The organism is Streptomyces sp. cf386 (genome assembly GCF_900103585.1).
Classification (GTDB): Bacteria; Actinomycetota; Actinomycetes; order Streptomycetales; family Streptomycetaceae; genus Streptomyces.
Genome location: NZ_FNHV01000006.1, coordinates 34,048 through 48,303 on the forward strand (window position 1 = coordinate 34,048; position 14,256 = coordinate 48,303).

Annotated in this window: 9 protein-coding genes; 3 read left to right on the top strand and 6 right to left on the bottom strand. The window is 70.6% G+C overall.

From position 1 onward, the window contains the following. Nucleotides 1-4: 4 nt before the first annotated feature. The 3 genes from pta (at nucleotide 5) to pyk (ending at nucleotide 4,870) form a co-directional block, all read left to right on the top strand. Nucleotides 5-2,119, top strand: coding sequence for a phosphate acetyltransferase (pta, locus tag BLU79_RS16450; RefSeq protein ID WP_093906528.1), 2,115 nt, complete (start codon nucleotides 5-7; stop codon nucleotides 2,117-2,119). Further along, nucleotides 2,116-3,357: an acetate kinase gene (locus BLU79_RS16455; protein WP_093906529.1), complete on the top strand. Its 1,242-nt coding sequence runs from the start codon at nucleotides 2,116-2,118 to the stop codon at nucleotides 3,355-3,357. Before pta ends, BLU79_RS16455 begins: the two co-directional genes overlap by 4 nt. Nucleotides 3,358-3,439: 82 nt before the next feature. After that, nucleotides 3,440-4,870, top strand: coding sequence for a pyruvate kinase (pyk, locus tag BLU79_RS16460; RefSeq protein WP_093906530.1), 1,431 nt, complete (start codon nucleotides 3,440-3,442; stop codon nucleotides 4,868-4,870). A gap of 85 nt (nucleotides 4,871-4,955) precedes the next feature. Here the strand turns inward: pyk and BLU79_RS16465 are convergent, their stop codons facing one another. From BLU79_RS16465 to BLU79_RS16490, 6 genes are all read right to left on the bottom strand, one after another. Further along, nucleotides 4,956-5,504, bottom strand: coding sequence for a hypothetical protein (locus tag BLU79_RS16465; RefSeq protein ID WP_093906531.1), 549 nt, complete (start codon nucleotides 5,502-5,504; stop codon nucleotides 4,956-4,958). Next, entirely contained in the window at nucleotides 5,501-9,925 is a 4,425-nt protein-coding gene (locus BLU79_RS16470) for a polymorphic toxin-type HINT domain-containing protein (protein WP_093906532.1), read from the bottom strand. Before BLU79_RS16470 ends, BLU79_RS16465 begins: the two co-directional genes overlap by 4 nt. Before the next feature lie 63 nt (nucleotides 9,926-9,988). Next, nucleotides 9,989-10,924: an FG-GAP repeat domain-containing protein gene (locus BLU79_RS16475; RefSeq protein WP_093906533.1), complete on the bottom strand. Its 936-nt coding sequence runs from the start codon at nucleotides 10,922-10,924 to the stop codon at nucleotides 9,989-9,991. 281 nt (nucleotides 10,925-11,205) lie between these two features. Beyond that, nucleotides 11,206-12,537, bottom strand: a complete 1,332-nt coding sequence (locus BLU79_RS16480; protein WP_093906922.1) for a hypothetical protein — start codon at nucleotides 12,535-12,537, stop codon at nucleotides 11,206-11,208. Next, entirely contained in the window at nucleotides 12,527-13,123 is a 597-nt protein-coding gene (locus BLU79_RS16485) for a DUF6114 domain-containing protein (protein ID WP_093906534.1), read from the bottom strand. Before BLU79_RS16485 ends, BLU79_RS16480 begins: the two co-directional genes overlap by 11 nt. Nucleotides 13,124-13,311: 188 nt before the next feature. Further along, complete coding sequence (locus tag BLU79_RS16490; protein WP_093906535.1) at nucleotides 13,312-13,956, bottom strand: DUF6230 family protein; 645 nt, start codon at nucleotides 13,954-13,956, stop codon at nucleotides 13,312-13,314. Between the last annotated feature and the right edge of the window lie 300 nt (nucleotides 13,957-14,256).

Below are 14,256 nucleotides of genomic sequence, written 5' to 3' on the forward strand. Positions count from 1 at the left end.
ACGCGTGACGCGCAGCGTGTACGTGACCGGCATCGACCGCGGCGACGGCCGCCAGGTCGTCGAACTGGGGGTGATGGAGCTTCTGACCCGGCAGGTCGACCGGGTGGGGGTGTTCCGGCCGCTGGTCCACCACAGCCCCGACCGGCTGTTCGAGCTGCTGCGCGCCCGCTACCGCCTGTCCCAGGACCCGGCGACGGTCTACGGCATGGACTACCACGAGGCGTCCGCCCTGCAGGCCGAGCGCGGGACGGACGAGCTGGTGTCCACGCTCGTCGACCGGTTCCACGCCGTCGCCCGGAACTACGACGTCGTCCTCGTCCTCGGCACCGACTACGCCGACACCCAGCTCCCGGACGAGCTGTCCCTCAACGCCCGGCTCGCCAACGAGTTCGGCGCGTCCGTGATACCGGTCGTGGGCGGGCGGGGCCAGACCACCGAGTCCGTGCTCGCCGAGACGCGCAACGCGTACCGGGCGTACGAGGGCCTGGGCTGCGACGTGCTCGCCATGGTCACCAACCGGGTCGCCCGGGAGGTCCGGGACGAGATCGTCGAGCGGCTCGACTCGCGGCTGCCCGTGCCCTGTTACGTCGTCCCGGACGAGCCCGCCCTCGCCGCGCCGACCGTCCACCAGATCGCCCAGTCCCTCGACGCCAAAGTCCTGCTCGGCGACGATTCGGGGCTCGCCCGCGACGCCCTCGGCTTCGTCTTCGGCGGCGCGATGCTGCCCAACTTCCTCACCGCCCTGACCCCGGGCTGCCTGGTGGTCACCCCGGGCGACCGCGCCGACCTGGTCGTCGGCTCGCTGGCCGCGCACAGCGCCGGCACCCCGCCGATCGCCGGTGTGCTGCTCACCCTGGACGAGCGCCCCGGCGACGAGATCCTCACCCTGGCCGCCCGCCTCGCCCCGGGCACGCCGGTCCTGTCGGTACCGGGCTACAGCTTCCCCACCGCCGAGCAACTCTTCTCCCTGGAGGGGAAGTTGAGCGCGGCCACCCCACGCAAGGCGGAGACCGCGCTGGGCCTGTTCGAGCGGTACGTCGACACCGGCGACCTGCTCAAGCGGGTCTCGGCGCCGAACAGCGACCGGGTCACGCCGATGATGTTCGAGCACAAGCTGCTGGAGCGGGCCCGCTCGAACATGCGCCGCATCGTGCTGCCCGAGGGCAGTGAGCCGCGCGTGCTGCATGCCGCCGAGGTGCTGCTGCGGCGCAACGTCTGCGACCTCACGCTCCTGGGGCCGGTCGACCGGATCCGCAAGCAGGCCGCCGACCTCGGTATCGACCTGGGCGACTCCCAGCTGATCGACCCGGCGACCAGCGAGCTGCGCGACGCCTTCGCCGAGCAGTACGCCCAGCTGCGGGCCCACAAGGGGGTCACGGTGGAGCTGGCGTACGACGTCGTCTCCGATGTGAACTACTTCGGGACCCTGATGGTGCAGGAGGGGCTGGCCGACGGCATGGTGTCGGGGTCCGTCCACTCGACGGCCGCGACGATCCGGCCCGCGTTCGAGATCATCAAGACCAGGCCGGACGCCGGCATCGTGTCGTCCGTCTTCTTCATGTGCCTCGCCGACAAGGTCCTCGTCTACGGCGACTGCGCCGTGAACCCCGACCCGAACGCCGAGCAGCTGGCCGACATCGCCATCCAGTCGGCGGCCACCGCCGAGCAGTTCGGCGTGGAGCCGCGGATCGCGATGCTGTCGTACTCGACGGGTACGTCCGGTTCGGGCGCCGATGTCGACAAGGTGCGCGAGGCGACGGAGCTGGTGCGCGAGCGGCGGCCCGATCTGAAGATCGAGGGGCCGATCCAGTACGACGCCGCCGTGGAGCCGTCGGTCGCCCAGACCAAGCTGCCGGGGTCGGAAGTCGCCGGGCAGGCAACGGTTTTGATCTTCCCTGACCTCAATACAGGTAACAACACCTACAAGGCCGTGCAGCGTTCGGCCGGCGCGATCGCCGTCGGCCCGGTGCTGCAGGGTCTGCGCAAGCCCGTCAACGACCTGTCCCGGGGCGCCCTCGTCCAGGACATCGTCAACACGGTCGCCATCACGGCGATCCAGGCCCAGTCCCCCGCCCAGTCTCCCGCCCAGTCCCCGAGTGAGAAGGCCACCGCCCAGTGAGTCCGTCCCGCGTCCTCGTCCTCAACTCCGGCTCCTCGTCGGTGAAGTACCAGCTGCTGGACATGCGTGACAGCAGCCGGCTGGCCGCGGGCCTCGTCGAGCGCATCGGCGAGGAGTCCTCCCGGCTCAAGCACACGCCTCTCGCCGGCGGCGGCGCGAGTCGCGAGTGGACCGGGCCGATAGCGGATCACGAGGCCGCCCTGAAGGCCGTGTCGGCGGAGCTCGCCAAGGACGGGCTCGGGCTCGACTCGCCCGAGCTGGCCGCGATCGGCCACCGAGTGGTGCACGGCGGCAAGCACTTCACCGAGCCGACCGTCATCGACGACGCCGTGCTCGCCGAGATCGAGCGGCTGATCCCGGTCGCCCCGCTGCACAACCCGGCCAACCTCACCGGCATCCGCACCGCCCGGCACCTGCGGCCCGACCTGCCCCAGGTCGCCGTCTTCGACACCGCGTTCCACACCACGATGCCGGAGTCGGCCGCCCGCTACGCGATCGACGTGGAGACCGCCGACCGGCACCGGATACGCCGGTACGGCTTCCACGGCACCTCGCACGCGTACGTCTCCCGGGCCACCGCGAAGCTGCTGGGCAAGGCGCCGGAGGACGTGAACGTCATCGTGCTGCACCTCGGCAACGGCGCGTCCGCGTCGGCCGTGCGGGGCGGGAAGTGCGTGGACACCTCCATGGGGCTGACGCCTTTGGAGGGGCTCGTGATGGGTACGCGCTCCGGGGACATGGACCCGGCCGTCATCTTCCATTTGATGCGAGTTGGCGGAATGTCCACGGACGAGATCGACACTCTTCTCAACAAGAAGAGCGGCCTGATCGGACTGTGCGGTGACAACGACATGCGGGAGATCCGCCGCCGGATCGACGAGGGCGATCAGCGGGCCGCTCTCGCGTTCGACATCTACATTCACCGTCTGAAGAAGTACATCGGCGCTTATTACGCGGTGCTCGGCAAGGTGGACGCGATCGCCTTCACCGCCGGGGTCGGCGAGAACGCGGCGCCGGTGCGGGAGGCCGCCGTCGCGGGCCTGGAGCAGCTGGGCGTGATGGTGGACGGCGAGCTGAACGCCGTACGGAGTGACGAGCCGCGGCTGATCTCGCCCGAGCACGCACGCGTGGCCGTGGCCGTGGTCCCCACGGATGAAGAACTGGAAATCGCGACACAGACGTACGCACTGGTCGGACGGATCGAAAATGCGGCCCCGTGCGCGGGAACGCTTGAGTAACACGGCTGAGCAAAGCACAGCTCATTTGTATCTTCCACCAGACGGAATATTCCGCGGCGAAACAAACCGATAGGATCGTCCCATGCGCCGTTCGAAAATCGTTTGTACTCTCGGCCCCGCGGTCGACTCCCATGAACAGCTCGTCTCGCTGATCGAGGCGGGCATGAACGTGGCCCGCTTCAACTTCAGCCACGGCACCCACGCAGACCACCAGGGGCGGTACGAGCGCCTGAGGGCCGCCGCCGCCGAGACCGGGCGGGCCATCGGTGTGCTCGCCGACCTGCAGGGCCCGAAGATCCGTCTGGAGACCTTCGCCGAGGGCCCGGTCGAGCTGGAGCGCGGTGACGAGTTCGTCATCACGACCGAGGACGTCCCGGGCGACAAGGCCATCTGCGGGACCACGTACAAGGGCCTGCCCGGCGATGTCGCGCGCGGCGACCAGATCCTCATCAACGACGGCAACGTCGAGCTGAAGGTCCTGGACGTCGAGGGCCCGCGGGTCAAGACGATCGTCATCGAGGGCGGCGTCGTCTCCGACCACAAGGGCATCAACCTGCCCGGCGCGGCCGTGAACGTGCCGGCGCTGTCCGAGAAGGACATCGAGGACCTGCGGTTCGCGCTGCGCATGGGCTGCGACCTGGTCGCCCTGTCCTTCGTGCGGGACGCCAACGACGTGCAGGACGTCCACAAGGTCATGGACGAGGTCGGCCGCCGCGTCCCGGTCATCGCCAAGGTGGAGAAGCCGCAGGCGGTCGCCAACATGGAGGACGTCGTGATGGCGTTCGACGGCGTGATGGTCGCCCGTGGCGACCTGGCCGTCGAGTACCCGCTCGAAAAGGTCCCGATGGTGCAGAAGCGGCTCATCGAGCTGTGCCGTCGCAACGCCAAGCCGGTGATCGTGGCGACCCAGATGATGGAGTCGATGATCACCAACTCCCGCCCGACCCGCGCCGAGGCCTCCGACGTGGCCAACGCGATCCTGGACGGCGCCGACGCGGTCATGCTGTCGGCGGAGTCCTCGGTCGGTGCCTACCCGATCGAGACCGTCAAGACGATGTCGAAGATCGTCACCGCCGCCGAGCAGGAGCTGCTCGCCAAGGGCCTGCAGCCGCTCGTGCCGGGCAAGAAGCCGCGTACGCAGGGTGGTTCGGTGGCCCGCGCCGCCTGCGAGATCGCCGACTTCCTCGGCGGCAAGGGCCTGGTCGCCTTCACCCAGTCCGGCGACACCGCCCGCCGCCTGAGCCGCTACCGCGCCGCCCAGCAGATCATCGCGTTCACCACGGACGAGGGCACGCGCAACCAGATGACGCTCAGCTGGGGCGTGGAGCCGCACGTGGTGCCGTTCGTCAACAGCACCGACGAGATGGTCGACCTGGTGGACCAGGAGATCGTCAAGCTCGGGGTGTTCAACGAGGGCGACATCGTGGTCATCACGGCCGGCTCGCCGCCCGGCGTCCCGGGTACCACCAACATGGTCCGCGTGCACCACCTCGGTGGCGGCGCACGGGACTGACCGCCGGGCAGCCGCAGGGCTCTTGTACGGCGCTGAGGGCGCCCTCTGCCGACACGGCAGGGGGCGCCCTCGATGCTTTCCCTGCCTAGGGCAGGCTGCCGGACAGCCGCTCCCACGCCTCGTACTCGCTCCACCGCGGGTGATCCCCGAGGAGCGGAGCCAAGGAGCGCACGGGCGCCAGGAGCCGCCTGGCCGTTCGCAGCGACAGGATCTGCGGCCGCTCCAGCTCACGCCACCGCGGGGCGAGTACGGCGGCCTCCTCCGGGCTCATGGGCATGGCGTCCAGTGCCCCGTCGAGCACGGGGCCGGGATCGAACAGGGGTACGTCCTCGCGCGGCCCCACTCTCTCCAGCAGCCACGACCTGAACCAGAGGTCGCGCATCAGCCATTCGTGGTGTTGAGGTCCGGTCGCCCGCTCGGCTGCGGCGAGCAGGGCCGGCCACGCCTGCGCGATCGCCCGCCACTGCTTGTCGGTCACCCCGTCCGGGTCCGCCTGGACACGGGCGGCGAACTGCTGGGCAGCAGCCATCCACTGGCTCACCGCCCCACCGCCCCGCCCCGCCTCCGGCCCCGACCACCGACGCACGTGCGCGTCGATGTCGAGCCGGTCCAGGTCGTCGAAGAGAGCGCTCACCCGAAGATCACCCCAGCCGCCTCGAACATCTCCCTGCCGAGTTTTTCCGCTCCGCCGCCGGGTGCCCAGAACTCGTCGCCCTGCTTGAAGAAGTGACCGCTGTGGCTGTTGATGCTCAGCCCGAAGTACTGGCCGCCCCCGCCCGCGACCTCGGCCTCACCGGCGGCCCTGACAGGGGCACCGCCGCTGAGCACGGGATGGGAGAGTTCCTTGGTCTGCACGATCTTCGGCATGATCACCAGCTGGCCGTCCTCGAGCACAGCCCACTTGATCTTTTCCCCGTCCATGTCGATGTACTTGTCCCAGTCCGCGGTTCCCGGCCTGGCCGGACGGACACCCAGGCGCTGCGCCAGCGCGAGTTCGTCGGCGAGCGAGGTTGCCATGTTGTTCGGCCAGATCCGGCAGGCATTGTGCACCAGGACCTTCGTCCGGCCGACGAAGTAGGTGTGGTCACCTTCGACCTCGAAGTTGAACACCTGGGTCCGGACCGCGCTCTTCTCGACCGACTCGACCCGGGCGCCCTTGCCGTCCAGGGTCCGCAGCCGGTCGCCCCGGTGCAGTGCCTCGGCGCTCGTCCAGCCCTTGCCGTCCACCCAGAAGGGGTGCTCGGGGGTGGCCCGGACCGTCTCCTCGCCCATGTCCACGGAGACCAGCGCGTCCGTGGTGCGCTGCATCACCCCGGCGACCGTGCGCAGCCGGCGTTCTCCCGTCTCCGGGTCCTGCGCCCAGACCCGGTCGCCGGCCTTGATCTCCTCGATCGGCCTGGTGCCGTGCTCGGTGGCGACCTTCGTTCCGGCCGGGAAGCACATGGAGTTGAGCGCCTGCCGGCCGAGGCGCTCCAGGTTGGCCGCCGCGGACGCGGAGAGCCCGGTGCCGCGCAGGCCCCAGATGGCGCGGCCGATCCCGGTGCCCTGGCGCACGGCCATGTGCACCGCGAACGCGGCCTCGGCGGCCTTCATCAGCAGCCCCGGCAGGATGATGCTGCCGGCCAGCCACAGGCAGCTGCTGATCTTGCCCTTCCAGCACCCGACGATGTCGGCGACGGCTCCCGTGGCAACGGCCTTCAGGACCGACGCCGTGAGCTCCAGGCCGTCGATGTGGACGTTGTCCTCACGGAAGCGGACGTCCAGCGGCGAGCTGGTGAGGTAGGTGCGCTTGATGGCGTTGCCGCACTTGGAGCGCTCGACCCCGGGCTTCGGGCAGGTCTCCAGGTAGAAGTCCATCTCGCCGTAGATGTGGAACTCGAGGTCGATCTCGCAGCCGATGTCCTTGCCGCTGCCCGTGCCCACACAGTCGCTCAGCGGGTTGACGTCGACCCTCGTGTCGCCGCTGGGCTTCATCACCACCCCGTCGACGCCCGTGCCGCCGCCGTCGGGAGTGCGCTGCTGCTCCTGCTGCTCCTCGAACTCCACCTGCTGTGTGCGGATCGCGGCCTGCGCGGCCTCCACCGCCAGGTTGCGGGCGTTTGCCGCCGCGGTCTCGGCCGTGGTGGCGTCCTTCTCGGCCTGGTCGGCGACGGAGCGGGCGGTGGAGGCGTCGGTCTCGGCCGCGTCGGCGGCGCTGCGGGCGCTGGCCGCGTCCCGCTCGGCCTCGTCGGCGGCGGAGTCGGCCTGCGTGGCGTAGCCGTCGGCCGAGGTGGCCGCCCGCTGTGCCGCGTCGGCGTCCTCGACGGCCTGCTCGTGGTACGCGACGGTGTTGGCCTCCGCCTTCTTGGCCGCCTTGGCGGAGGCGGCCGCCGCGTCGGACGAGGCCTGGGCCTCGGCGGCGGACTTGGCGGCGTTCGCCGCGTACTCGGCCGCATTGGCCGCGGCCTCGGCAGCCGCCTTCGCGTCGGCGTCCGCCCTGGCCGCCAGCGCCTTCGCCGCGGCCGCGGCCTTCGCCGCCTGGGCCGCCTTCGCGTTGGCCACGGCGACCTGCTGCTGGGCGGCCGTCTTGGACGCCTGCCCGGTCAGCACGGCGAGTCCCGCCGAGGAGTCGGTCTCCGCGTACGGGGAGCCGAGTTCGATGGCGTCGTTGGCCGGCCTGACGACCTGGGCGGCCGAGTCACGGGCGGCCGCAGCAGCCTGCCCGGTGGCGTAGGCGTGACCCGCGGTGCGGATCGCGTCGGCACCGGCCAGGGTGGCCTCGGAGCGCGCCACGACGGCGTCGCCCTTCGCCTTGGCGGCTGCCTTCTGCGCGGTCTCGGCCTCCGCCTTCGCGGCGATCGCGTTCCACTTGGCCGCCTGCGCGGCGTCGATGGCGTCGGCGGCGGCCGCATGGGCCTTCTTCACCGCCGCACCGGTGATGGCGACGTCCCGCTTGGCCGCGTCCGCCGCCGCCTGGGCGCGCTTGGCCGCGCCCTCGGCCCGGGTCGCCGCCTCGCGGGCGTTGGTGGCCGCCGCGGTGGCCTCGTCGGCCGCCTTGCGCGCCTCGGTGGCCGCGGTCGTGGCCTCGTTCGCTGCGGTACGTGCCTTGGTGGCGGCCTGCCGGGCCTCGATGGCGTCCGCGGTGCCGTCCACCGCGGCGAGCAGCGCCTCGGCCGCCTCCGCCTTCGCCACGAGGCTGTCCCGGCGCTCCTCGGCATCCAGCGCGCCGTCCCGGGCCGTCTTGGCCCTGCGCTCGGCGGCCAGCGCGCCGTCCTTCTTCTCGGACGCGGTCCGGCCCGCCGCCTGTGCGTCGGAGAGCCTGTCCGCGGCGATCCCGCGCTGGGTCTGGGCCCGTGACTCCGCGTCGTGCGCCTTCTTGCGCTCGGCCTCGGCCAGGTCCTTCTGCGACTTGGCGTAGTCCCGTTCGGCCTCGGCCTTCTGGCGCTTGGCCCTGGCGTCGGCCGCCGCGTCCTTCGCGGTCTTCTCCGCGGCCTCGGCCCTGTTCTCCGCGGCCTTGGCCTCGGACGCGTGCTTCGCGGCCTCCGTGGCCTGCTTTGCGGCGCCCTCCGCGGCGGCCTTCGCCTGGGCCTCGGCCTCCTGGGCGGCCTTGCGCCGGAACTCGGCCTTCGCCGCGTGCGCCTGGGTGTTGGCCAGGGAGTTCAGTGCCTTGCTGTCGGCGGCCGAGGCGCGGGTCGCGTTGAACGCGGTCTCGGCGGCCTTCGCCGCCGCCTGCGCGGCCGCGGCCGAAGCCTTGGTGACCTGCGCGGCCTGCTGGCCGTGCAACAGGCCCCGGCCGCGCGGCAGTCCGGCCTGGTCGGCGATGGTGTACGCCTCGGTCTGGGCCTTGGTGACCTGGGCAGCCTGGGTCTTGGCGGACAACGCGGCGCGGGAGGCCACGAAGAGGCGGCCCGAGGCTCGGCCCTGGGCGTTCGAGATCCACTTCTTGACCTGGGCGAACTCGTCCGGGGTCGGGTAGAAGTTGGGGTGATCTGCCGGTTTCTGCTTGGTCCAGTACGCCTGCCAGTCGGTCAGCCGACTCGCGATCAGCGACTGCGCGAGGGACTCCCCGAGCGCCTGGGAGGCCGTCGCCAGATCGGCGTTGGCCTGCTTCTCGGCCCGGATGATGGTGTCCCGCTGGGTCTTCTGGCCGGCGAGTTCGTTCTGCCACTCGGTGGCGGCCACGGCCAGCTCGGTGCCCAGCACACCGTGCGGGTCGGGCGGGTTGGTGTACGCGCAGGACGCGAACCGCGCCTTGAGGTTCTCGACGTCGATCCGGAACTCCATCGAGTCCGGGTCGGGCGCTGTGGTGGGGAATCCGCCGTACTGGAGGAAGAGGCGCGCGTCGTCGGCGTACATGCCATGCATGAACTGCATGGACTCCCAGGCCTGGCGGTCCTCGTAGTCGGCGTGGTCGTTCGCGTCGTAACGGGCGTTGTAGACGGCCGTGGCGGCGTCGACGGACTCCTTGCTCGCCAGCGGATGGGGATCGGTGTAGAAGTCCCCCTCGTTCTTCCAGAACTGGGCGGCGACCCAACTGCTCAGCTTGATGGTGCTGAAGGGATTGGCGCCGTCCTCCACCCACTCGAAACCGGTGACCGTGTAGCCCGGCGGTGTGGTCTGGTCCGGAATCGCGAGGGACTGCTCCCATACCTTTCGGCGGCCGGCCAGTTCGTCCAGCTTGGCGTCGGCTGCCGTCCGGTCGTTCTTGAACGCCCCGGCGAGCGGTGTGTCGGTCCAGTACTCCGGGTTGGCAGCCGTGTGCAGCTGCTCCTCCGTCCCGACGAGGCCGGCCCGTGCGATCTCCTTCATCGCCGGGCCGCCCTTGCGCAGGACGCCGCTGAGGAGGCACTGCTCCTCGCGGACGCGCTGGACGTTCTTGAGGTCGAAGGGGGTGTCGGCCGGGTCGTCGGCGGCGGTGGCGGTCTGTCGCGGGGCCGGGGTGGGGAGCTGACCGCTGGTCACCGCGATCGCGGTGGCGGTGGCGAGGGCCGTGGTGGTCAGGAGCCGGGACCAGCCGCCCCGGGTCCGGAAGACGGTCCGGCGTCTGCGCGCGGCCGGACGTGCGTTCGTACGCATACGGAAGTCAGCCGTTCTGCTGAAGAGAGAAGAAGAGAGAAGTGGAGGAGGGGCCCGGACGGCTCAGAAGAGCAGGTTGTACGCCGTCCAGCCGCTGGTGCCGATCTGGGTGCGGGCGGCGAACGGGGCCGAGGACTTCCCGGTGCCCTTGAACAGCCACAGCGCACCGGCGCTGTCCACGCCGATCAGGTCGGGCTTGCCGTCGCCGTCGTTGTCGCCCGACGAGACCAGGGCGGTGTAGTCCTTCCAGGCCGTACCGGTGGGCGCGGCAACCGTCACACGGGTGCCGAGCACGGCGTCGGCGGTGACGTTGCCGGTGCCCGGGTAGACGTAGAGCGTCCCGGTGGTGGAGCGGGCTACGAGGTCGGCCTTGCCGTCGCCCGTGTAGTCACCGCGTCCGGCGAGCTCGTTCATGCCGTTCCAGCCGGCGGCACCGGCGCGGACCCTGGTAGCGAGGGTGCCGCCGGCCCTGCCCTGGTAGAGCCAGAGCGCACCGTCCTTGTCGCGGGCGAGCAGGTCGGGCTGGGCGCCGCCGCCCATGTCCCCCACGGAGACGAGCAGGTTGTACTTGTCCCAGCCGGTGCCCAGGACCTTGGTGTCGGCGCCGCGCTCGGCGGTGAAGTACAGCGTGCCGTCGATGACGGCGTACAGGTCGGTGCCGGTCTGGCTGCGGGAGACGTTGGCCTGGGCCAGGGCGGTCGCGCCGGAGTAGCCGCCGCCCAGATCGAACTTGGCGGCGAACCCGCCGGTGCCCTTGGGTTCGTGGTCGAAGAGGCGGCCGTTCTTGTCGCGGGTCAGGAGCGGGAAGAGGCCGGTACCGTCGGCGGCCGCCTGCTGGAGCAGCGGCGCCCGGTCGGTGTGGGCCGCCTGTGCGGAGTCGGGTGCGGTGGGCGAAGTCGGTGCGTCCTTCGCCGTCGTCACCACGAGTACGGCGGCCGCCGCGAGCGCGGACGTGACCGCCACCGCCCGACGCAACGGACGGCTGACGAAAGTGAACATGGAGTGCGAGGTCCCCCTCGATGAGGTCGGCGGAGGATTCGCACACGCGCACACAGACGGCTCGCGCCTTGGTCGTGGCGCTCCGGTGCTTCCCCCCGCGCCGCGGCCGGTCATGCTCACGGCAAGTGGCACTTTATGGGGATGATGTGAAGCATGTAAAGGGTTTTCTGACGACCCATGAAATAGCTGTGGCCCGGCCCTCGCATACGGAGGACCGGGCCACAGCCGGGTGTTGCGGCTCCCGAACGGACTTGTGGGGGCGTCCGGTTGAGACGCCCGGGTCAGTCGGTGATGTACTGGCGCATCCCCGGAACGGTCAGCGTGCCGCCGAACTGGGCGGCCTGGGTGACCTTCACGTTGGTGAAGTAGATCCACGGGATGTTCAGCGGCGGCGGGTGCTCGGGGTCGAACGTGACCGGGATCAGGCCGAGCAGGTTCCCGGAAATGCTCTCCGTGTACATCACCGTCTTGCCGTCGGTGATCGTGGACTTGGAGCCCTCGGCCGCCTGCACATGGTGCGTCTTGCCGGACTGCTTGTCCTTGACGATCTGGTGCAGGTCGCCGATGTCCGTACCGTCGGAGATGACGTACTTCAGCACCTTCTTGGTCTTGCCGCTCGCGGTCTTGACCTCGACGATGCCCTGGTAGTCCGCGCCCTTCAGCGTCAGCGAACTGGCCTCCAGGTACCACGGGTCGTCGGGCACCAGGATCTGGTTGTCGACCCCGCCCTCGTCCTCCGTGGCGGCCTCGCAGCCCTCGGGGACCGTGGGGCTCGCGGACGGGCTCGGGGAGGCGGTGGCCTCGTCGGCCGCTTCCTCGGCCGCCTCGGTGGCGTCCTCGGCCGCCTTGGACGCGGTGTCGGTCGCGTCCTTCGCGGCGTCGTTCACCGTGTCGGTGACCTTGTCGGTGGTCTCCTTGACGGGGTCGGACGTCTCCTTGTCGCTGCTCTCGGAGGGCGTCTCCTCGCTCGCGCTCGCCGACGCGGACGGCGTCGGACTCGGGCTCGCCGACTCCTTCTCGCCTCCGGTGAAGATCCCGCTGATCGCGTCGCCGATGTCCTCAAGCAGGTTGCCGCCGCTCTCGGACGGCGACGGCGACGGCGACGGGGTGGCCGTGTCGCCCGACTGAGCCTCGCTCGACTTGCTCGGGGAGGGCGTCGGCGTGGGCTCGGCCGCGTCGTCGGAACCTGAATCCGACGAGGAGGAGTCGCCCGAAGAGCCGGAGGAGTCCGAGGAGTCCTCGGAGGCCGACGCCGAAGGAGTCGGCTCCGCCGCCTCGTTCTCGTCGGCGGAGTCGGTGGACTCGTCGGCTTCCGGCGTCGGCGAAGCGGACGCACCGTCCGCATCCTCCGCCAGGGCCGCTACACAGTCCTTGTACTCGTCGGCGGTCAAGCTGTTCGAAGTCGACGGCGACTGCTCGTCGGCCAGGGCCAGCGTCGGCGTGAACCCCATGCCCATGAGGACCGCAGTCGGCATCGCGGCCATCGCTATCGCCTTGCCGGCCGGCATCTGCAACCTGGTGAACAGCGGCTTCTTGGGCGCCGCGTGGCGCGGCCCCGTTCTCTCCCGTGCCGGGGCCGCAGAGCTGTTGTCGCGGGCCTCGTCAGCCGACACGGTCACCCCCGACACGGTCCTCTGCCCGGAAGCCCAGCGGCCCGCCGCCGTGGGCAGGGCCGCCGTCGGCGGTCCCGTACGGCGGGTAGGACGGCCCCGGCTCGACGGTGCCCTCGGGAGCGCTGGGCGCGGCGCCCTCACCCGTGGGCCCCTCGGCGCCGTCCTGCGGCTTGCCCGCCTCGGGCCGGTCCTTGCCCGGCATCCAGGAGACGGCGAGCGCGCCGCCGATCATGGCCAGCAGGAAGCCGACGATGAAGCCGCCGATGTTGGAGACCACCAGGGACACCAGGGCGAGGATGATCGCCGCGACACCGGCGAACACGCGCGTCGCCTGCTGGAACCACATGGTCAGCCCGAGCGTGACCAGGAGGACGCCGATGATGAGGGAGCCGGCACCGGCGGTGGTCGCCATGGTGAGCGACATGGTGCCCAGCTTGAGGGTGGCGTACGGGAAGTAGGCGATCGGCACCCCGCCGAGCAGGGTGAACAGGCCTGCCCAGAACGGCCGGGTGCCCCGCCAGTCGCGGAATCGCAGACGCAACCGGGTGAAGGTCCCGGCGCTCTGGACCGGAGTCTCGGCACTCATGGAAAACAGCTCCCTGGGTCCGGTGGAAGTACGTACCGGCTCGGCCGTAGGCGTGAAGAAGCCGGAAGTGTGAGTCTGTTTGGGTGCCCGGCACCCGGAGGGGCCGGGCCGGCGGGGCGGGGAAGCGACTGCTTCCCCGCCCCCTGGGGCAGCTCAGCTCCCCCAGGACACCCCGGTGACGGAAACCGTCAGTAGCACTCCATGTCGGGGTTGGTGCCGAGACGCATCGACAGCCCGCTCAGCTTGAAGGTGCCGGCCGTGGTCGCCCACGCCGTCTGCTTCACGCCGTAGAGGTCGGCCTTCTTCGCCTGCTGGGCGAAGCCGCCCGGCAGCACGTTCTCGCCCTGCTTGACGTCGGGACCGCGGGTCTTGTCCTTGACCGCGACGCCGATGTCGATGTCCTCGAACTCCGCATCCGCGTCGAGCTGGGCGACGTCGATGTAGAGCTTCTCGGCCGCGACCGGCTTCTTCGGGTCGTTGCCCGCCTCAAGCCGGAGGTAGATCGTCTTCCCTATGAGGGGGATCTCCGTCTTGACCGACTGGCACATCTTGTTGATCGTCGCCGTGTCGAACGACGAGATCGCGACCGGCACCTGCGTCTTCTTGTCGCCGGCGGTCGAGGTGTAGACGGTGTCGATGCCGCCGTACTGGGCGAATCCCTTACCGTGCAGTTCTTCGGCCGTCACCTTGAACTGCTGGCCGGAAACACTGAACGACGCGGCCAGCGCACCCTGCGCAAGCCCGACACCCACCGCCGCGGCCGCGGCGACGCTGGGCACCATGACCACAGCGAACCGCTTCCATCTCGTCCCGCCACGCACCTGGGACTCCATATTTCCTCCTTCTCGGACGTACATCACCTGGTCCGACCCGCCCCCCGAAGAGGGCTCAACCGGGCAGGGATGGGAGAAGCGCTACGTCCTCGGGAAGGAGAGCGCCCGTACTCGAGAGGCGCGAACCGCACCCGAATAACCGGCGATCACCCCCGAGCGACACCACTGGTCGCGCCTGACACGCATCACGCACAACCTTGCTGGACAGGCTTCGCCGGGTGGGCGAAGACCCCCCTGTCCAAGAGCCGGCGCCACTGCCGCCGACTCTGCTCGGTGGGGACCCAGGAACTCCCGTGACCC